Source organism: Streptomyces sp. NPDC018019, assembly GCF_044327805.1.
Lineage (GTDB): Bacteria > Actinomycetota > Actinomycetes > Streptomycetales > Streptomycetaceae > Streptomyces.
Genome location: NZ_JBIRGD010000006.1, coordinates 48,408 through 67,200, shown reverse-complemented (window position 1 = coordinate 67,200; position 18,793 = coordinate 48,408). Strand labels below are relative to the sequence as shown.

General features: G+C 67.1%; 27 protein-coding genes. 4 read left to right on the top strand and 23 right to left on the bottom strand.

What is annotated here, in order from left to right; genetic code table 11:
* Complete coding sequence (locus tag ACH4FX_RS12500; RefSeq protein ID WP_398477942.1) at positions 1–279, bottom strand: hypothetical protein; 279 nt, start codon at positions 277–279, stop codon at positions 1–3.
* A gap of 14 nt (positions 280–293) precedes the next feature.
* Complete coding sequence (locus tag ACH4FX_RS12495) at positions 294–689, bottom strand: hypothetical protein (RefSeq protein WP_398477940.1); 396 nt, start codon at positions 687–689, stop codon at positions 294–296.
* A gap of 74 nt (positions 690–763) precedes the next feature.
* On the opposite strand from ACH4FX_RS12495, the gene ACH4FX_RS12490 reads away from it, so the two are divergent.
* Positions 764–1,084: an Lsr2 family protein gene (locus tag ACH4FX_RS12490; RefSeq protein ID WP_398477938.1), complete on the top strand. Its 321-nt coding sequence runs from the start codon at positions 764–766 to the stop codon at positions 1,082–1,084.
* An 88-nt stretch (positions 1,085–1,172) separates the two neighbouring features.
* Here the strand turns inward: ACH4FX_RS12490 and ACH4FX_RS12485 are convergent, their stop codons facing one another.
* The 17 genes from ACH4FX_RS12485 to ACH4FX_RS12405 all read right to left on the bottom strand — a co-directional run bounded on the left by ACH4FX_RS12485 (position 1,173) and on the right by ACH4FX_RS12405 (position 13,525).
* The gene (locus ACH4FX_RS12485) at positions 1,173–1,517 is read right to left on the bottom strand and encodes a hypothetical protein (RefSeq protein ID WP_398477936.1); all 345 of its coding nucleotides are present in this window, start codon (positions 1,515–1,517) and stop codon (positions 1,173–1,175) included.
* A gap of 140 nt (positions 1,518–1,657) precedes the next feature.
* Entirely contained in the window at positions 1,658–2,074 is a 417-nt protein-coding gene (locus tag ACH4FX_RS12480) for a hypothetical protein (RefSeq protein ID WP_398477935.1), read from the bottom strand.
* Complete coding sequence (locus ACH4FX_RS12475) at positions 2,074–2,343, bottom strand: hypothetical protein (protein ID WP_398477933.1); 270 nt, start codon at positions 2,341–2,343, stop codon at positions 2,074–2,076. The genes ACH4FX_RS12480 and ACH4FX_RS12475 overlap by 1 nt, the downstream gene beginning before the upstream one ends.
* Positions 2,344–2,345: 2 nt before the next feature.
* A complete protein-coding gene (locus ACH4FX_RS12470) occupies positions 2,346–2,681 on the bottom strand; it encodes a hypothetical protein (protein WP_398477931.1) in 336 nt (111 codons plus the stop codon).
* An 11-nt stretch (positions 2,682–2,692) separates the two neighbouring features.
* Positions 2,693–3,136, bottom strand: coding sequence for a hypothetical protein (locus ACH4FX_RS12465; RefSeq protein ID WP_398477929.1), 444 nt, complete (start codon positions 3,134–3,136; stop codon positions 2,693–2,695).
* A 1-nt stretch (position 3,137) separates the two neighbouring features.
* The gene (locus ACH4FX_RS12460; protein WP_398477927.1) at positions 3,138–3,725 is read right to left on the bottom strand and encodes a head-tail connector protein; all 588 of its coding nucleotides are present in this window, start codon (positions 3,723–3,725) and stop codon (positions 3,138–3,140) included.
* A 44-nt stretch (positions 3,726–3,769) separates the two neighbouring features.
* On the bottom strand, positions 3,770–4,174 hold the full coding sequence (locus ACH4FX_RS12455) for a hypothetical protein (RefSeq protein ID WP_398477926.1): 405 nt from the start codon (positions 4,172–4,174) through the stop codon (positions 3,770–3,772).
* The gene (locus tag ACH4FX_RS12450) at positions 4,174–4,410 is read right to left on the bottom strand and encodes a hypothetical protein (protein ID WP_398477924.1); all 237 of its coding nucleotides are present in this window, start codon (positions 4,408–4,410) and stop codon (positions 4,174–4,176) included. Before ACH4FX_RS12450 ends, ACH4FX_RS12455 begins: the two co-directional genes overlap by 1 nt.
* A gap of 67 nt (positions 4,411–4,477) precedes the next feature.
* Positions 4,478–6,955 carry a phage major capsid protein gene (locus ACH4FX_RS12445; protein ID WP_398477922.1) on the bottom strand — a complete coding sequence of 826 codons (2,478 nt, stop codon included), beginning with the start codon at positions 6,953–6,955 and terminating at the stop codon, positions 4,478–4,480.
* 2 nt (positions 6,956–6,957) lie between these two features.
* Entirely contained in the window at positions 6,958–8,337 is a 1,380-nt protein-coding gene (locus ACH4FX_RS12440; RefSeq protein WP_398477920.1) for a phage portal protein, read from the bottom strand.
* Between the two features lie 154 nt (positions 8,338–8,491).
* Positions 8,492–10,069, bottom strand: a complete 1,578-nt coding sequence (locus ACH4FX_RS12435; protein WP_398477918.1) for a terminase — start codon at positions 10,067–10,069, stop codon at positions 8,492–8,494.
* Positions 10,066–10,338, bottom strand: coding sequence for a hypothetical protein (locus ACH4FX_RS12430; RefSeq protein ID WP_398477916.1), 273 nt, complete (start codon positions 10,336–10,338; stop codon positions 10,066–10,068). Before ACH4FX_RS12430 ends, ACH4FX_RS12435 begins: the two co-directional genes overlap by 4 nt.
* Positions 10,335–11,138 carry a hypothetical protein gene (locus ACH4FX_RS12425; RefSeq protein WP_398477914.1) on the bottom strand — a complete coding sequence of 268 codons (804 nt, stop codon included), beginning with the start codon at positions 11,136–11,138 and terminating at the stop codon, positions 10,335–10,337. Before ACH4FX_RS12425 ends, ACH4FX_RS12430 begins: the two co-directional genes overlap by 4 nt.
* 475 nt (positions 11,139–11,613) lie before the next feature.
* Positions 11,614–12,114: a hypothetical protein gene (locus ACH4FX_RS12420; RefSeq protein ID WP_398477912.1), complete on the bottom strand. Its 501-nt coding sequence runs from the start codon at positions 12,112–12,114 to the stop codon at positions 11,614–11,616.
* On the bottom strand, positions 12,111–12,380 hold the full coding sequence (locus tag ACH4FX_RS12415) for a hypothetical protein (RefSeq protein ID WP_398477910.1): 270 nt from the start codon (positions 12,378–12,380) through the stop codon (positions 12,111–12,113). Before ACH4FX_RS12415 ends, ACH4FX_RS12420 begins: the two co-directional genes overlap by 4 nt.
* A gap of 9 nt (positions 12,381–12,389) precedes the next feature.
* Complete coding sequence (locus ACH4FX_RS12410) at positions 12,390–13,106, bottom strand: hypothetical protein (protein ID WP_398477909.1); 717 nt, start codon at positions 13,104–13,106, stop codon at positions 12,390–12,392.
* Positions 13,106–13,525: a hypothetical protein gene (locus ACH4FX_RS12405; RefSeq protein ID WP_398477907.1), complete on the bottom strand. Its 420-nt coding sequence runs from the start codon at positions 13,523–13,525 to the stop codon at positions 13,106–13,108. Before ACH4FX_RS12405 ends, ACH4FX_RS12410 begins: the two co-directional genes overlap by 1 nt.
* A gap of 467 nt (positions 13,526–13,992) precedes the next feature.
* Between ACH4FX_RS12405 and ACH4FX_RS12400 the strand changes: the two genes are divergently transcribed.
* The 3 genes from ACH4FX_RS12400 (at position 13,993) to ACH4FX_RS12390 (ending at position 15,720) form a co-directional block, all read left to right on the top strand.
* Entirely contained in the window at positions 13,993–14,487 is a 495-nt protein-coding gene (locus ACH4FX_RS12400; protein ID WP_398477905.1) for a hypothetical protein, read from the top strand.
* A gap of 94 nt (positions 14,488–14,581) precedes the next feature.
* On the top strand, positions 14,582–14,773 hold the full coding sequence (locus ACH4FX_RS12395) for a hypothetical protein (RefSeq protein ID WP_398477903.1): 192 nt from the start codon (positions 14,582–14,584) through the stop codon (positions 14,771–14,773).
* 446 nt (positions 14,774–15,219) lie between these two features.
* The gene (locus ACH4FX_RS12390; RefSeq protein WP_398477901.1) at positions 15,220–15,720 is read left to right on the top strand and encodes a hypothetical protein; all 501 of its coding nucleotides are present in this window, start codon (positions 15,220–15,222) and stop codon (positions 15,718–15,720) included.
* A 304-nt stretch (positions 15,721–16,024) separates the two neighbouring features.
* Here ACH4FX_RS12390 and ACH4FX_RS12385 read toward each other — a convergent pair whose 3' ends face one another.
* The 4 genes from ACH4FX_RS12385 to ACH4FX_RS12370 form a co-directional block, all read right to left on the bottom strand.
* A complete protein-coding gene (locus ACH4FX_RS12385; protein ID WP_398477899.1) occupies positions 16,025–16,492 on the bottom strand; it encodes an AAA family ATPase in 468 nt (155 codons plus the stop codon).
* On the bottom strand, positions 16,489–16,761 hold the full coding sequence (locus tag ACH4FX_RS12380; protein WP_398477897.1) for a hypothetical protein: 273 nt from the start codon (positions 16,759–16,761) through the stop codon (positions 16,489–16,491). Before ACH4FX_RS12380 ends, ACH4FX_RS12385 begins: the two co-directional genes overlap by 4 nt.
* A gap of 421 nt (positions 16,762–17,182) precedes the next feature.
* Positions 17,183–17,473 (bottom strand): HNH endonuclease signature motif containing protein, encoded by a 291-nt coding sequence (locus tag ACH4FX_RS12375; RefSeq protein ID WP_398477895.1) that lies wholly within the window; start codon positions 17,471–17,473, stop codon positions 17,183–17,185.
* Positions 17,474–17,566: 93 nt separating this feature from the next.
* Complete coding sequence (locus ACH4FX_RS12370) at positions 17,567–18,775, bottom strand: transglycosylase family protein (RefSeq protein WP_398477893.1); 1,209 nt, start codon at positions 18,773–18,775, stop codon at positions 17,567–17,569.
* Positions 18,776–18,793: the final 18 nt, after the last annotated feature.

Sequence of the window (18,793 nt, the reverse complement as noted above, 5' to 3'; positions counted from 1 at the left end):
CTATTCAGTTGTGCCGTCCTCTTCGTCGTCCTCTTCGCGCCGGAAGACCTCACGGGGACGGGGGTAGGGCTTCGGCTCGGGCGCCGGATTCTTACGGTGCTTCTTGTCCGTGAAGTGGGCAGCACCCTGAATCCGGTTGAGCCGCTGAAGCTGCTCATGGATGGCCGCCAGCGCTTCGTCCCGGTAGGCGGGCCCGAGAGGACCCGCGTAGCGCTCGTAGGCGGCCCACTCCGCCAGCTCCCGTGCGTCGGTGCGGGCCAGGAGTTCGGCGACCGTCATGCCCAGGGCCAGGGCTAGCCGGAAGTAGAGTCCTCGCTCGGGCCGTCGCCGAAACCCTCGGTCAGTTCTTCCACGTCACTGTCCGAGAAACCGTTCATCTCCTGGCACTTGTCGAATACACGCCCCAGGGCAGCGCTGGACTTGGCGCCGAGCAGTTTCACGTCCGCCGCATTGAACAGCTTGGCGCCTTCGCCGTCGATGACGCACAGAGCGATCATGCGGGCACGGAAGTTGGTCATGTTCTGCTTCTGCTTGCCGCCGCGCGTCTCGACCATGCTGGCCTCGAAAGCATCGCGCTCGGTGCCGGTGAGCATCTTGAGCCGCACGGTACCGCCCCATTCGGGCACCGGCACATCCTCCGTCTTGAGGTCATCGGCCTTGAGGATGTCGTCACGGGACAGGTATGACATTGCGGGTGATCCCTTCAACTGCGGGTGGCCGGACACCGGTTGGGAATGGGCAAGTGCTGCTGTAGCATCCGTTCATGGCTCAGAAAATTGTCACGATCTACACGGACGATCTCACCGGAAAAGAATCGGATGAGGTGGCAGCTCACACGTTCTCGCTGGACGGCGTGAGCTACGAAATCGACCTGGCCCCCGAAAGCTACGAGCGCCTGCTCGAAGCCGTGGGGCCCTACATCACGGCGGGACGCAAGTCCGGGATGAGCGCTCGCGCCCGTCAGCCGCAGCGCACCGGCGAGAGCACAAAGATCCGAGAATGGGCGAAGGCTCACGGGATCGATGTCAATTCCCGCGGCCGGATCTCGGCGAACGTGCGGCGGCAGTACGAGGCAGCCCTCTGAGACATAGCGAAGTCCCGGCGGGATGCGCCGGGACTTCGCTATGTCCGGGCTGGCCGGCGCACCCGCATGGCGGCGGCCAGCCCTTCGGTCAACCGCTACCGGCGGCGGCGATCGTCTGCGCGGCGCGCTCCAGTGCGGCGTGCAGCCGACGCTGGACTTCGTCACCACCTGCCGCGATCTCGTCCCGGAACCAGCTGCCTCTGGTGCGCTGCGTTACCCACCGGTCCCGGTGCCCGAACACGGGGTGCCTCCAGCCGCTGGGGCTGTCCAGCCCCAGCGGAAGAGACTCCTCATCCGGCCTGGCCATCGTCGCCACCACTCGCAGAGCGGCACGGCCGGTCTGCTGGACGCGCACACCGCGGGCGACACGCTGCCGGAGCCCCGTGGAGCCGGACCGGCCGGCGGCGGGGATACTGCGGACGTTCTGCTTCACGCGGGCAACCAGCGGAGCCACGGCTTCTGCCATTTCCTCCCGGAGCTGATCAGGCAAGCTCTTGCCTACCGCACGCAGAGCCGCCTCGACACGCTTGTACTCATCGCCTGCATGGACGCGGTAACCCAGGCTCCCGGCCATCAGGCGGTCGCCCGCGTGACTCCGGTCCGCTGCGTCGGGAACGTCACCTCGGTCTCGGAGAGGTCGCCCACGTCGCCGGCCAGCGGCTGGTACTCAAGGAGGATGCATGTCGCTGTGTACGAAGGGTTCGACGCCGAGACCGATGCGGCGGTCGGCTTCACAACGACGGTGAATTCCGTTTCGTTGTTCCACAGCGGGTACAGCGTCGCGTCGACCTCGCCGGCGGCGAAGTCCTGCTGGAAGTTGACAACTATGCTGTCGTCTTTCAGTCCGGCGACCCGCTCGCGGCCGGAGCCGGAAAAGTTGGTCGTCTCGACCTCATCCTTGACGAGGTTGATTTCTACCGATGAAACATGGTCGGAGAAATCAACGGAGTTCACCACGATCGAGCAGTCCCGCAGTACGAGCTTTGCCATCAGTCGTCACCCTTCTTGGCGGCCACTGATGGCCGTTCGGCTTCTGCGGGCACCACATGCCCGGCTTCGATGAGCGCCTGCGCCTGCGCTTCGGTGAGGCAGAGGTCGACCCGCTCGCCGCGCACGCGGCCGGCCACCGGCTTCGGGCCGGTGACCTCGAAAGCGCGGACCCTCGCCTCTTCCCGGACAGCCCTGCGGGTTGCTGCGGGATTGTCGGCGGAGCGGTCCTGGATGAGAGGCGGCTCTGCCCTGTGCGTCGCACGCGGCATGGTCACCGCCTCACGACGGCCATGGTCACGCCGGTCTGCTGCGACGTGGTGATGGCGGCAACGCCGGTCGTCGCATCCTGGTAGCTCTTGTAGAGCGGGATACGCAGCTCCGACATCGTGACGCTGCCGATACCCAGCGTGTAGACCTTGTTGGGCGTTACGTCGCCATTCTCCAGTTCCCGCTCACCAATTACCGTGACAGTGGTCGTCGCACTGTGCGTACTGCGGTATTCCACCCACACACGCTCGCCGACTTCCATCGTGTCGGAAGCGGTGGCAGCCGTGAAGGTCGGAGCGGTTCCGGCGGGGACAATGACCTGTGTCGTCCTGAGCGACATGATTACCTCTCCTAGGCGCCAGTCGTGCGCACGATGAGCCGCACAACCGCGCCCACGTGGTCAATAGAGGCGGTCGCGAAATTGCCGCCGTAATCGCTGATGCCTTCCGGATGGGCATCGGTGCCGTCGCTCAGACCGAGGTCACTGTGCTCGAAGAAGACACGCCGCAGACTCCGCTTCCCGGCGCCGGAAACGTAGGCATCGAGAGACTGCTGCCCCAGCGTGGTTTCCGTCCGGGATACGAGCACGTAGAGGTCCAGGCGCCATGTGTCGAGGCCGCGCCCCATCGCCCCGTTGAAATCGCAGACGAGTCCACCAGCGGAAGACTTCGCGGGGAGCACCACCACGGCGGGAAGTTGGGACACATCCGGTACGTCGCCGTAGACATTGAGCCGTGGAATGTGAGCTTTCAGCGTCGCCTTGACGGCCTGTTTGATTTCACCCAGCGTCGCCATGTCACCCCACGGGAATCGGGTCACGGCAGTAACGCCGGAGCTTGGTCTGCGCCATACGGTTGTCGCGCACACGGATGGCGCCGTACTGGTCCATTCCCGCAACACCGAACGGCGCGTCCTTGATCTGGAACGTCTCAGCCGCCATGATCAGGCACGCCTGTTTCACCGGGGCGGGAACTGCGACCCAGCCCCATTTCGCGGTGACGCGGACGCCGTACCGGTCGAAGCGGTAGCGGCCCATGCCGGACGGCACCAGCTTCGAGAACGGCCAGCCGGGCTGGCCGTCCACCACCCCGTTCAGCGGACGCAGGCGGTAATCCGTCGTGGCCCACGTAACCGAGAAACCGGGGCCGGTTTCTACCACCAGGCCCGTTGGAGTCCAGAAGTCATCGACATGCACCCAGCGGCGGTTGTCCGCATCGAACTCGCGGGAGCTGGCGGTCACGTCCTTGTTGAACTGCCGGTTGCAGTGCAGTTCGATCTCACGGCTCGCGGAGTCAAGCGCCTGGATCAGAACGTCGTCGTACATGTCCTGTTCGATGGACATGTACGACTTGAGGTCGGCCAGCGAGGCGTACGGCTCACTCATCGTCGTAACGCCCCCCATCATCGTCAGGTAGGCAGCAAGGGGCATCAGGGGGCCAGCATTCCGCCGACGGAATAGGTGATGGAATCGGTATCCGCGTGCGTCACCGTCACGCGCCACACGGGCGGCAGGTAATCAGCCGCCGTCAGGTTGGTGACGGCGGCGAGCCCCGGCCCGATGCGCAGCACCGTCGTGCCGGTCGCCACGAGGGACGCCGACGCGAGAACCGTGTAGAGCTTGCCGCTCACGCGGTCGACACCGGACACAGTGACCGTGAGGCCGGGCGACGCGGTGATGGCCGTGACATCGACCGTCAGAACCAGGGCGCGGTAGCCGTACCCGCGCCCTATCACTTCGAATTCCTGGGTGTCCGGGTCAGCGGTCCGCGCGGCGGACGGCAGCACCATGAACGTGCGGGATGCACTGGGCAGCGGCCTGATGACGTTGGCCATTACGCGCCCTGCTTACCGCCGGGCGGCCGTCCCGGACCGGCGCGCTTCTCCGCCGGGCGTGCTGTGGCCTGCTCCACGTCGTAATGCACGTCGAGCAGCCGGAACATGGTCTCCCTGCCCTCAAGCAGGGGGTGGCCGGCGCGGACCCGGGTAACGCCCTGTTGGAGCTGGACCACGGTGCCGTCGTCCAGGTGGATGGTGCCGCTCGTGGCGGCCACGTAGATGTCGTCGGACACGCCGCCTCCTTCAGGGTCGGAACCGACTCCCCTGCTGCCCGGCAGGCAGCAGGGCAATTCGCCAGAATCAGGTCTTGACCTTGAGGAGACGGAATGCGCCGGAGTCCAGGACCTTGCTGGAGTTGCGCCAGACCGCGTACATGCCGCGCTGCCCGGTCGGGTAGTTCGCCGTCCCGCCGAAGAGGTGCGGGATCAGCTCCACGTTCATGCCGACCTTGTCCACGATCAGGAACTTCTTGAAGTCCCCGAGCAGCAGAATCTTGATACCCGCTGTCAGCGCCGTCGCCATGGCGGACGCCTCGTACGCCGGGTAGCCGAGCAGCTGCGACGGCGTACCGGCACCCAGGCGCTCCCACAGGTTCGCGCCGCCCGCGGTGTCGAACTGGCGGATCTTGTTGTACGTCGCCTTGTTCGCGAGCCACGAGGCGTTCCCGGTGTGACGCGGGGGCAGAGCGTCAGCCAGCGAATACAGGTCCGGCACCGTGAAGCTGGTGACCGCCGCCGTCTCGATCTGCTGCCCGGACGCGACGCCGGTGACGACGCCCTGGGGGTTGACCGTCAGGCCGGAGCCGAGGATGAAGCTGGCGCTCTCCTCCGTGTCCTTGGCCTCCTCGAACATCATGCCCAGCTCGCCGCGCATCTGCTGCCAGTCCTGGTCCACCTCGAAGGAGAAGGGCACGAAACCCTGGACCCTTGTCGGCGTCACGGACGGCTGCGCGATCGTCGGCGACCCGTCAACCGCCTCGGTGGCCTCCGCCTCACGCGTGACGGCGATCCCTGCCGACGTGATGCCTTGCCACGTCTTGCCAGTGACCTGGACGACGCGGGCCAGGCTGCGGATCGGGTTGACCACGCCGGCGCCCGTCATGATGACCGTCGGGTCCAGCTGGAAGGGGACCGCAAACGCACCGGTCGCGTCCGCCCCCATGGCGAGCGCGGCGCGCTCCTCATTCGTGAGCGTGTCGGTCGACGCGGAGAGGACGGCCTTGCCGAAAGCGCGGTCGTAGCGCTCGTGCCCGGTCGTCAGGATGCGCCGACTGAGGGTGCCCTCCCGGTCGTCCACGTTACGGATCAGCCGCTCGACCTGGGCCTGTGCGGTCTGCTGGTCCTCTGCCGAGGGGTATCGGTTCTCGTCTACAGCACGCAGGGCGTTGTCCTTGAGCAGACGCCCGAGGTCGTCCATCGAGCGGGCCTGCTTACGCAGAGCCGACACGTCGTACACATCGCTCCGGGTCCGGATCTGATGCGGAACCGTCAGGTCGGCTCCGCCCTCGGTGTGCCCCGGCTCGCCGGCCAGAGCCCTGATCCTCGCGCTGCGCCGGGTGGCCGCCTCGATGGCCACACGGTGGTCATCGAACTCGGCGCTGATCGCATCCCATTCGGCCTGTCGGTCTTCGGGCAGCACGGCCCCGTTGTACTCAGCATCCAGCTCCGCCAGCCGCGACCGGATCTCCTCCTGCCGCGCGGCGCGCTCCTCCACCGTCATCTGGAATTCCAGCTCGGGCACGTCGTCATCACTCCTCTGCGAATTCGATGGGGGTTGTCCCGCAGAGTGCTTTCGCGGCTCTTCGGATTTCTTTTCCGGGGCGGCTCCGCCGAAGGGCGGCGGAGTGCCCTTCTTCTTCGGCGCATCGCCCTTGGCAGGCGGCGCCGCCTTTCCGTCCAGCGTGATGTTCATCTTCTTCGCGGCGGCCTGGATCTTGCTCTTCATCGCCGCGATGCCTTCGGGACTGTAATCCGCGCCCTTCTTCGGGTCGTTGACAGCGGCCCACGCGGCTTTGACCTGATCTGCTGTTCCCAGCGGGAATTTCTTCCCGGCAGAGTCGGCGTAGACGACATCGCCGGCGGGTGAGAACGGAGACCCGGCCCGCTGGGACCTGACGCGCCGCAGTGCTTCCTCGTACCGCTCAGGCTGGCGGCTGCGCAGTTTGTCGTAGTAGTCGTCCGTGGTAGACCTGAGCCCCGCTGTCGCAGAGGCGTTGGCGGGAAAGACCGTCGGGCCGAACTCCAACACGCGGACCTCTTTGATCGTCCGCTCGGGAAGAGCACCCGGGTTGCCGTCGGAGCGCTCCGGCTTGTCGTTCCACTCGTCCTGCATCACCTGGAAGCGGAAGCTGCTGCCGTAGGCACCGGCCTCCAGGGCTGGCACCAGATCGCGGCAGTACGAGGTGTCCAGCAGAGGCACTTCGTAGGCGGGCCCGAGGTCGTCCTCTGCGAGGCGGACAGGAACCCCCAGCGGCTTGTCGCCCACCTGGGGATCATGGCCGTGTTCCAGCAGGACCTTGATGCGCTCACCGGGATTCTTCCGGCTCGCGTCGTCGCTCAGGGTCTTCCTGAAAGCCCCCGGCGTGATGCGCTCCAGGAACTGGCCCTCGAAGTGGCTGTTGATCTCATACCAGTTGCCGAACACGCTGAAGTGCCCGGTCATGGTCGGCATACCGCCGGTACTGGAATCGGAGCGCACCGCCACATGCTGGGAAAGTGCCCGGCATACCGGCACGTCCAGCCTGACGGGTGCACCGTCAATGGGATCGGTATCAGGCATGGTCACTTTCCCTCGTCCGGGGCGGGCTGTTCTTCTGCTGGCGCGGGTTCAGGGGCGGCGGCCGGAGCCAGCTCCGCGGTCTCGCCCGGCGGGGTCAGCTGCACGCTGAGCAGGCCGGTGTGCTTGAGCAGCGTCCAGTCCTCTGCCATCACGGCGGCGCCGCACGACTCCGGCTCGTAGCCTGCGGTGATCAGGGCGACGATGGTGGACGCCTGCGTTCCCTGGATATCGGCGATGTCCTTCTTGTCCGAGCGCAGCGCAGGGATATCGCGGTCGTCGTACCAGAGCCGGGCGCCGGTCTCCGCAGGCACCAGCGGTGCGTACGCAGCGCAGATCGAGCGCCACAGCGGGCGCATCGTCCCGGAGCCGAACCAGTCCCTGGTCGCGCTGTAATTGCCCGCGTTCAGCGACGACCCGGCGAGCCCTTCGGACAGGCCGACCAGGGCGGGATGGACACGTGCGGCTGCGGCAATGCGGGTCTCACCGGCACCCTGCGTGTTCTTGAAGTCGAGCTGGCGCATATCGGCGCCGACCACCGTTACGTCAGCGCCACCGCCCAGATACAGGGTTTTGTAGGCGTTGTCCACGCCGCCGTGGGCCTGGTCCATCGCCCACATGAATTCCTTGAACTGCTCTTTCGTCACCGTCTCTTTGAGAGAGACGGCGAGATTGGGCGTCGCGGCATTCTCGTAGAACTTCTGCTTATGGAGCGTTGCCGCCTTGTCCGACTGGATCTCGCGGATCACCGGTGTCAGCCAGCTCATGCCGCGGTACTGCGCTACCGGATCGGGAATCGGTGACCAGTGCGCGATCTCACCGGGCAGGTACACCTTCGACTGCTCACCGCGGTTGCCGACGCCGCCCGGGGAATACAGGTACCCGAGGACATCCGACTGGACGGCTTCGTTCGGCGGTGCCGTCAGTACGATCTGCATCCAGTCCGGACGCAGTCGGCGCAGCCGCCCGGCTTCGCGGACGACATAGTTGTTGCCGCTCAGGTCCGCGTCCTGGATCGCCCGGGAGAGCAGCTCCCCCGTCGTGCCGTTCGGCCACGGGTTCTCCAGCAGTGCGAGGCTCTTCGTACCGAAGAGGTCCCCGGGGCGCCCGCTGCGCACCCGCTGGTACTGGAAACGGGCCTCGGAGAAAACGAGCATCCGCGTCTGCATACAGGCGAAAACGATTCCGTTGGACTTGTAGAGCCCGTTGACGTAGCCGTGGAAATCGTTGTCGATCTCCTCGGTGTTCGTGCCGCCCGACGGCCCCAGAAGCGAATAGCCGAGACCGCCGTACGAAAACATCCCCGCCCAGTCGTCCATCGTGACCGTCGGATCGCTGCGCACTTCAGGAATTCCGCTGAGGAGCGTCCGCCAGAATTTCGGCACGGCGGTCACTCCTTCTGTTCATTTATCCCGAAGAGAGCGGCGGCCAGGACAGCGATGCCGGACCCTGCCAGCCCCCACGGGCCGTACGCCCACGCAAGACCGGCACTCACCATGGCGACAGCGACAGCGACCGCCACCAGCAGCTGTCTGCGTGTCACCGGACCACCACCCAGGGCTCCGCGGCAGGCGCGGCGTTCAGGACCTGGCGCAGCCCCCACAGGGCGAGCGTCGCGCTGGACAGCGGCGTGATGTCGACGGCAGCCCCCCGTTTGTCCCAGGCCCACAGATCGGCCAGGTCCCGCTTCTCGCCGCCCGAGACGGCAGATGTCAGGGGGACCTGGTCCAGGTGCACGAGCGTCGGGGAGCTGCCCCTCGTCGGGACGACCGCGCTGCCGAAGTCGCCGCACGCCTGCGCGTACTCACGGGCCGTCGGCGAGACGGTCTCGATGCCCTGCTTCTCCAGGCCGGGTATGAGTGAGCCGGCCTGAGAGGATTTGTTGATCACGATGGCAGCCGGCTTCCATCGCTCCGCAAGTTCGGCGATCCGGGGTACCACCCAGCGGTCGCCGGGCCGGTAGTCGAGCTGTTCGTCCGCCGTGATCTCGATGTGCGTCAGGCCGTCCGGATTCAGCCCGGCCACGGTGATGCAGGCCATAGACCGGTCCGGTGCCATGTCGACGCCGAAGGCGAGGTCGCCGACGGGCGACGACAGCGGGTCGATGCACGCCTTCCAGTACGCCTCGCCGATGACGCGCCAGCTCTCGCCCTCGACCGGCCAGTCGCCGACGCCCAGGCGTTCGCGTGCGAACTCCTCCGCGCTCATGGAGCGCCGTTCCGCCTCGATGTGTTCGACGGAGCGCTCCGGCGAGTTGATGCCGCCGATACGGATGCCGAAGCCTGGGTTGGCCCTGGCGTACGAGGCATACAGCCGCGAGAGACGGCGGTCCCGCTCTTCCGCGCTCCAGCGCGGATCGGCTGTCAGGCCCTGAGCGTCGTGTTCCTCGCAGTCCTGCGAGCAGAACTGCGTGCAGGGATCGATCGACCACTCCATGAAGCAGAGCCGCGGGTCACTGCCCGCCGCGCCTCGCGTGCGTACACGGCCAAGTGCGGTGGACTCGCGGTTGCCCGCGGACGCCGCGTAGACAACCTGCGGGTTCGGCACCGCGGACAGCGTCGGCAGGATGGCGCCCACCGCCTGGTCCGTGAGGATCATCGCCTCATCCATGATCAGCCGGTCGCAAGTGAATCCGCGCCCGCCGCCCTTGGTCCGCGTACGGAAACGGAGCCGCCGCAGCGCCCCGTCCCGGAAGACTTCAATGCCTTCGTCGCCATGGCTGCGGCTGACCCGCCTGACCATGCGGTCCAGGTCGGGTGTGTTCTCGATCAGGCCCAGGATGCGGTTGAAAGCCTCCAGGCTGGTGTCGAAGAGATGGGCCGAGTGGATGCACAGCTCCTCGTCGAAGAGGAACAGACTGCCCAGCTCCAGGGCCTCCAGGACGACGCCCTTGCCGTTCTGGCGGCCGACGATGAGCCCCACCTCAAAGGCGGACCAGGTGCCGTCGCCACGCATCCCCAGCGACTCGTCCAGGACCAGCCGTTCCCACGGGTCCAGGGTGAGACCTGCAATCGCAGCAAGTTCCACCGCATCCCTGCCCGCACTGGTCACACGCGGCGGGGCGGAGAGGATGCGGGGCGTCTGCGACCCGCGCAGCGGGATGACCGGGCCGCTCACGTGCTGCCGCGGCGCCGTCGGCCGCCCTGGCGGCGGGCCGCACTCTTGTCGCCGCCCACGCGGCGCGCAGACAGCTCATCGAAGGCGCTGGCCTGCTGGTCGTCGGGCACGCCGTCCAGCGCTTCGAGCACCTTCATCAGCCGCAGCGTCAGGGCCGCGATGTCGCTCCCCTTGGTCTCCCGCTGTATGGCGGCGGCGAGCTGGTCGCGCATCGCTTCGAGCTGGACGCGCCTGTCTCCATCCGAGATGGCCTTGCGGAAGATCGTCATGCGAGGTCCCCCCCTACCACCAGAGCCCGCGGCTCAGCGCCGATATCCACCTCCCGCAGCGATGGCGGGACGGTCAGAGTCCGGGACTCTGCTTCCACCAGCACGGTGCGGCGCTCGCGCGTGACGTAGAGGGTCCGCACCTCGCCGTAGACCACGACGACGCGCGGCCCGGAGATACGGGTCTCGCTGACACCGTCGAAGTCGGCCGCCGGGGCGGTGACGGCGAGCGCACCGCGAGCCGCCGCCCTGACCGCCAGGGACACCGACGGTGCCAGGGCCAGGAGATTCAGCGAGCCGGGAGAGCTGAGGCGGCCCACGACGCCCGCGCGGGCCGTCAGGGCGGTCAGTACAACGCTGCCCCGCACGGTCACGACCGCATCCGCGTCCGCGACGGCCGCAGGAGCAGCAGCCGCCAGCAAGGCATCCGTCGAAACCCTGCCCGCCAGGGCCGCTGTGGCGGCCGGTACGGCAGCAGTCAGGCTGCCCTGCACCAGGGCCGTGGCCTCCAGGGCGACAGCGGCGACAGGCACTGCGGAAACCAGGTCTCCGTCGGCCAGCGCCGAGCCGGCGAGAGCTGCCGCGGCAGCCGACGCGGTGCCGGGCAGCGTGCCGGAGACCCTGACCGTGCCGGATGCGGATGCAGTGGCCGCGAGACCGGCCACAGTCAGCTCGCCGGACGCGGTGACCGTACCCGTCGCCGCCGCGACGGCGCCAGGCACCTTCACGTCCAGGAGGTCCGTGAGCGAGCCGAAGAAGAAGACCGTGGCGGGCGGCGCGTTGACCCGCAGCGCGTACGGCACGAGAGCCGTGAACGCAGCGGCTGCGGCCGGAGCGGTGACAGCGAGCGCGCCGGAGACTTCTGCGTCCGCGGCGAATGCGCATGTGGCAAACGGTGCGGCGGCAGCAAGACGGCCCCTGGCCGCGGCTGTTGCAGCGACCGTCGCCGCGGCGGGCCCGGCAGCAGCCGCGAGATCTCCGGAGGTCTCTGCGGCTCCCCCGAATGCCGCCACCGGCGCCGTCACGGCCGCCACGAGACTCCCGGAGATCTCCACTGAGCCCGCGGCGATCGCTGTGGCCGCCGGAGCAGCCGCGGACAGCGTTCCCGACGCCCTGACGGCGCCGGTGGCACTTGATGCCGCGGCCGGAGCAGCGGCGGCCAGATCCCCGCGGGCATCGACGGCGACGACCGGCGGCTGCACGAGCGTGACGTACGCGCCTGCGGGATGCCCGCGCCCGAGCCTGGCCATGCCTCACCGCCCTATTGGTGACGCCGGGTCAGCACTCTTCGAAAACGATGTACGCGATGGCGGTCAGCGTCGCCGCGGTGTTGATCCTCAACTGGCAGTATTTGCTGGGCAGCACAAGGAAGTCGCGCCCGAGCGGGAACTGCTTCTCATACTGGCTCGTCGGGCCCACGAAAGCGCCCGCGAACTGCCGCTCCGTGGTGTTCGTGATGATGGTCGCCGCTCCGTAGCCGGTGGAGCCGGTCCCCATGGTCAGACTGGATGCCTTGGCGTTGTCGCCGACGGGCATCACCGTGCTCGTGCTGTGCGCAGTCAGGGACGTGGTCGCCGCGCTGGCCTGCGCGAGCGTGCAGACCGCCGGAGTCCCGGCTGCCGACCCGTTGAAGGAGACGCCCCACTCGACCACGCGGACGCTGATCGTGGACGGCGTCGCGAGCTGCACGGCGCACTTGGCGCCCGTGGTGTAGCTCGTGCCCGCCATGACGCCCGTGGTCACGTCGATCGCGCAGTTGTAGGCGATGTACAGGGTCATGCGACGCCTGCCACCCCGTAGACCAGCAGGTACCCGCCGTCCCGGCTGGCCCCTGCGGGGATGGTGACGGTGGTGCCCGAGATGCTGGCGCCGACCGCCGCCGCGACCGTCGTACCCATGATCACAGCGCGCTTGATGACGGTGAACTGCTGGACAACGTCAACCATGTCAGTCGCGCTGATGTCCCGCAGGGCGTACAGCGCGACGCGGTCCGACTCACCGTTCATCCACATCAGCGGGTACCGGTTTGGCTCCAGAACTGCCATGACGCCGCCTCACCAAGTAGAGGCACGGCGGACAGCCGTGCTGAGGATGTGCGTGCTCGCACCGGTCGCCTCCGGCTCCGGGATGAGCGCCAGAGCGGCAAAACACCAGGCCGTGTTCGTCGCACCGGTACCCGCGGCAGTGCAGGCCGGGGCTGTCCCCGTGCCGAGTTGGTCGATCATCAGCACGCCCGGGTCCGAGTCGGCCGACGCCACGATGTTGGCGCGCTGCGCCCACGAACCGCCCGGCCCGGCCAGCGTGTAAGTGACGCTGTTCCAGGTCGCCTTGACGACGCCCGCGGTGTGCACGGCCATGTCCCCGGCCAGCACTCCGGTCAGCGCCGCGCTGGTCTGCGGGGTGCCGAGCGAGGCCACCCGGCTGACGGTCGCCGTCGTCCGCAGCGGCGAGCCGCTTGAGACGACGCCGGTGTAGCGGAGCATGGCCAGCGCCGCGCTGTCGCCGTACGACCCGCCAAAGGTGACGGTGTACGAAGCCGGCTCGGAACTGGCACGGCGGTACCAGACCCGCGTCAGGTTGTCCTGGGTGCCACCGCCGCTGACCGTCGCGGCCTGCGTCCAGCCCGTGACCGCCGGGGACGCGGCGGACTCCTCCAGCACGAACGCCAGCAGCAGCACGTCGCCGTCGGCCACCCCGGACGGCACACTGATCACGCCTGTCGAAGCGAAGCCGACACCGGCCGTCGTGGAGTTCTGGAAGGCGATGGCCACTACTCGCCCGAGGGCATGGTGAAGGTGCCAGAGGTGATCTCTACGCTGACGCCGACAGAGATGGTCGTCGTGTTGAGCTGGAGTTCACCGCCGCCGCCCGTCGCCGTCACGGTGCCGTCGAAGCAGGTCCCGGGAGTGCTCGTAGCGCAGCGGAACCAGGCCGCCGTGCCAGCTGCGGCGCCGGTCGTCGTGATGGGCGTACCGGCCAGCGTGGCGACGCCGGATGATGCGGAGCCGAACGCCGGATCGACCAGCGTGAACGTGGCCAGGAGCGTCTGACTGGAGACCGCGGTGTTCGCGCTGGACGGCATCGTAGCCGTATAGATCTTGATGGTGCCGACGCCCGCGCCGGCGTCGACGTAGTCCACGGCGGCGTCGCACATCGCGTTCTGCACCGCCGTGGCCAAGTGCGTTGCCATGGGTCTCCTGTCTGCGGGGAGAGCATGAGGTCGCGCGATGCACGACCCCTCGGTCCATGCACCCCGCCAAGCCTGCGGCTTCCTATCGATGTATCACCGGCCAGACGAAAAGTCTGGCTGGGTTGACGTGACGTATCGTCATGCTGCACTCTCGCCACATGTCTTTCTCGGCCCGCGATGCTGAGTCGGCGCAGGCCGAGCAGCCACCGCCCCCCTCGGTCTCCTCAGAAATCACAGTTGCCCCTGGGACCTACGTACACCAGGCACGGCAGCTCGTTGATGTGGCCGAGCAGGCTCTACGTCGAGCTGTAGCCACGGAAAGGGCACTCGGCACTTCCTGGGAGACGATCGGCGCTCATCTAGGCGTATCCAAGTCCGCCGCCCATAGCAGGTTTCACGCTGACGCCTCATCAGATGTCGGCATGCGGAGACGGAAGCGGGCCCTCGATCAGAGCTGGGAAGATGCAGTGGCCCTGGGCGAAAATTATCGAAAGCTGAACGAGCGCTTGGATCCTGCTCAGCCGCTTCGTCGGGACCTGACCCTGCTTCCACAAGAAGTTCATGCACGCACAATGAACCTAGTCGCGACAGTGCGAGAGAGCGGACAGGTTCCCCCGTCTGTCAAGTACGCCCCCGTCAGCCTGCACCGCCTACTGAAAGCAATTAACCATGATTTCGCCACGAGCGATCCGGAACTAGGCGAAGCCCTGGCCTTCTTGTATGAAACTCTGAGGGATTTGCAAGAGCACGAGGACGAGTGGATCGCTACCGAAGCGCGTACGATTCTCCAGCTACTGCAAGCTGTGACGAGGTTGCTATACAGCGAAGGTGAAACGCCCCGGCCTCCGCGACGCGCCCCTACAAACGAGGAGGAGTCGCCTGAGGCTCGGATCGCAGTTCTGGAAGAGCAAGTCGCCCTGCTGATGGCGGAACGGGAAGCTCGCCAGCAGGAAGAACCATAAAAAGTCTTCCGCCGCCCCCGCGACCAGCCGTAGGAAGCAACCGCGGGGAGCGGCGGATGGTCACCCACCGGATCGCACACCCAGGAGGTAACACATGCCCAGTATGCAGCCCGCCGCCGCCGATGGCGACGGGCCCCGGCAGCCGAAGGTCATCGTCTTAGCGCTGGCCAGCGGCTATGTGGCCGGCTACGTGGCCGCGTTCGGCACCGGCGTCGACATCCGGCACATCGCCGTCGAGGCGATGGCCGCCGTGACCTCGTGGCTGCTCTGGCGGTACCGCCGGTAGGCAGGACCCGCTGACGCGAAGGCCCCGCACCAGAAGGAGCGGGGCCTTCGTCGCGCCGATCCGGAGTTATCCACAGGCCGCAGCGAGGCGCAGCCAACTCCCCTACCGTGCTGCCCACATCACGGACACGGGGGTGCAGATGCACGGCATGGTCTTCGAAGAGCTGGCAGTCGAGGTGATGGCGGAGCTGCCAACGGACGAGGCGCGGCGCGAAGTGCTCCGCCTGATCGAGACGGTACGTGCGAGCCCGCGGACCTGGCCGGACGTGCGCGATCCCGGCAGCGTCGAAGAGGTGCGCGAGGCGCACGGTCCGCGGTGCTGGGTACAGTACACGCCGCACGCCGGCGCGATCGAGATCCGGGACATCGGGTGGGCGGGACGAGCGCACAGCGGTCACTGCCGCCGAACCGCCGCGCGGCACCTAGTCGGCACGGAAGACTCCACTCGTGCAGATGACAGAAGCCTTCGCGACCACGGCCGCGGCCGTCGCACCGGTCATCGTCCTGGTCGCCGTCGTGGAGATGCGCATCTACGGTACAAGGACCAGAGACGTCGGCCTGACGGAAGCCCGTCTCATCGAGGAATCAACGCAGGCTCTGCTGGCAGCTCGAACCGAAGAGGAGCGGAACGCCGTCATCACTGGCGCACGCCGCAGCGGCGTGACCCCGACCGCGATCGCCTCTCTGGCACTCAGCGCGGGGTGGGTCGTAGTCACCATTCTGCTCGCCCTGGCGGAATACAGCTCGCTGGCCTTCCTCGCCACGGAAACACCCTCCCCTTCACCGGTCGCTGCCCGTCGAATATTGCTGTCCATCATGCTGGGCATGTTCATGTTGATCATCACGCCACTGACCAGGTGGTGTCGGGACTACTTCCACCCCATGTTCCGAGTCTTTGCCTCGTCACACCGCTACTGGAAGGCCCGAAAAGCCATTCGTAACGAGTAGGCGACGTTGAGTTACGTTGACCGCTACGACGGTAGAACCGTCCGCTTTCTGCTGTTGTTGGGTGGGTATCCCCCTCATACGGGGCCGCACACAGGCCAGAGTTTCAACCTGCATCAGCCCAGGTAAGAACACGAAGCGCTCACCCTCCTTCGAACGCTGCCCGACGAGAAAGGTCCCTAAATGGCCCACGGTCGAAAAAAGATCAGATGGAGAAACTTTTTCAGCGTCGTTGCGCTACTGACGCTCCCCGTCACCTCCGGAAACATCGATTTATCCGTGCAGATCAACATGCCCATTGCCACAGCTACCAGCTCCGCGATGCACCAGCCGTACGAGCCGGTACCGCACCCGCAGCGGTAGCCGCCTCCCCGCGGACGGCGTGCGACGCATACCAGCGCCGCACCCCGTCCATCGAGCTGTCCGGTCGCTCCGCGCGGCACCGTTCCTCCACCACGTCCCGGCCCGGATCCACGGTGACAAGCTGAGCGCGGTAGCGCTTGTACTTCGCGAGCAGGGCAGGCTTGGGCATGGTGTGGATGATGAACACCTCGTGCGTGCCGGTGTGCCGCAGCGCCTCGCGGATCGCGGCCTCCCGCGCCTGGTACGCCACGGTGGCCAGCGGCCGGCCCATGCCGCGGACGAAGGCGCCCTCCGCGGTGAGGGCATTCAGCAGCCGGTCGTAGTCGATGACGATGTCCCCGGTCACCGCGTGCGCCGCGACCCAGGTCGTCTTCCCGGCGGCGGGCGGGCCCATGACGACGTAGAGGGTCACCGGTTCGTGACGCGGATCGTCACCGACCGCTCGTCGGTGCGGCCGGCGCTCGTCACGATGCGGTTCGCGACGAGGTACGGGGTGCCCGGCGTCCCGCCGGAGAGCCACGCGGTCGCCGAAGTCGGGGAATTCGAGCTGCTGTCCAGCACGAGCCCGGCGGAGACCGTCATCGTGGACGTGATGATGGTCTCGCCGTCGGCCAGCCACTCCGTCCAGTCCCAGCGCCAGTCCAGGACGGCGTCCGGGGCCTTCGTCCAGTCCGTGGCCATGACCGCCTCCCGTCCCGCAAAGCACTGCATAAAAGAACCGAGGCAGCGGATGGCGGATATACATAAGCCGCATAGACTCGGCCGGTTTATGCATTCACAGTGCAGTGCGCTGCATACCCGGGCGAACCGATCAGTGCGCCGACCTGCACAGCAACCACCACGCCCTTGGATCAAGCCTTGACCTGGCACTTTTCACGTAGAGAGAAAATCGGTCAATAAGGGCGTTGGGTCACCGGCGACCAGATCCACGTCGGAGATCCACCCCCCGGCCACTCGATCAACGCTCTGAGCTGCGGCTATGTGAATGAGGAGGAGCGATCGACATCGCCGCCCTGCATAGCCATCCATGGATTTATGCAGCATGACTATGCAGAGCGTGATCGTCACTGTGTATATATACCGCATAACTCTGAATATTCGATCACCACCGCCGCGAGGCGACCAGTGGGACCGGGGCACGGCCTGCACCCTTGATCGAATTGCAGCGGCGATGGGCAGGACGAAGGTTCGCGGGGTCGTACGGATCACCACCAAGAGACAGTGGTGTCACATGATCAGCAGTCCATGACATTCGGTCTCGGTAGTCCAGTGTCATGTCGATGTCGGCACCACAGATCCAGCACACAGGCGAGGACTCACGCTTGAGCTGTGCTACTGCTGTTCTCCATCGAGCACCTGATCGTCCAGCACAACGGACAACCTCATCAGCCATGGCACACAGTGCTCCTTGTATCGGGACACATGTGTGCCATGACGGTGAGGCTCAGACAGCACAAGCGAAGTGCGGTACGCATGGACAGGCGGGCTACCGGGGCAGCCCCAGGCTCTGGCCTGGGTAGATCATGTGGGGGTTGCTTCCGACCACAGAGCGGTTGGCGCGGTAGACCGTTCGCCAGCCACCACGCACGTTGTGTGCTGCGGCGATACGCGACAGGCTGTCACCACGCTTGACCTTGTACTGCTTGGCTCCTGCTACTGCACGGGCGCCACCGCCCTTGGGAGTACCCGTCCCGTCGAGAGGCCCCCTGCCGCTGCGGGCGCCCTCCCGCTGTTCGGCCCCCCTGCCCTTGGGTGTGTCCCCCTTGGCGGAGAAAGCCCCCTTCGTGGCGCCAGCGGCCCCCTGGGTACGGGGCACCCCCTTGTTCTTCGGGGCGGCCTTGGCCACCACCCCGCCCCCCGTTGTCGAGCCGGCGGGACGCACCGCCCCCAGCACGGGCTGGGAATTGACCCTGGAGATCCGGACACTGCGCCCCGGGCGGGGTGCCTCCACAACGCGCCCGCCCCCGATGTAAATGCCGATGTGCGAGGCGCCCCGGTAGTAGGCCACCAGGTCGCCGACCCGAAGGTTCTTCAGGGGCACCCGCTTCAGCCCCCGCCACTGCGCCTGGGAGGTGCGGGGGATGGATACGCCAGCCGCACGCCATGCCGCCTGGGTCAGGCCCGAGCAGTCGAAGGCATACGGGCCGGTGGCGCCGTAGACGTACGGCTTGCCGAGCTGCCGCAGTGCGTACGCCGCCGCCCTGGCCCCGGTGCCGCTGGCAGCGCGTTTCGGCGCCTTCTTGTACTTGGGCGCCGCCGCTTTGGCGGCCCCGCTGTAGGGCGCGGCCATACCGCGCCGGAGACCGGCCCGTACGGAGCACACGGGCCATGCACCGGGGCCCTGGGCTTTGAGCACCCTTTCGGCGATCGCGATCTGCTGCGCCTTGGTCGCCCGGTCAGCGCGGGAGGCATACTTACCGCCCCCGAACGCCCGCCAGGTGCTCGGGGTGAACTGGAGGCCCCCGTAGAAGCCGTTGCCAGTGTTGATCTTCCAGTTGCCGCCGGACTCGCACTGGGCGACCTTGTCCCAGACGCTGGCGGGCGCGGCTTCGGCCGGACGCGCCGCGACGGCGGTAAGCCCCGTCCCCGCCACGCCCGTTGCCGCGATTACGGCGAACTTGCGTTTGGATTTCCACGCTTTGGGCTTCCTGTGACGCCCGGAAGCCGAAAGTACGTCAGCACGTTCATTCACCACGAGATTCCCTCGGGTAAG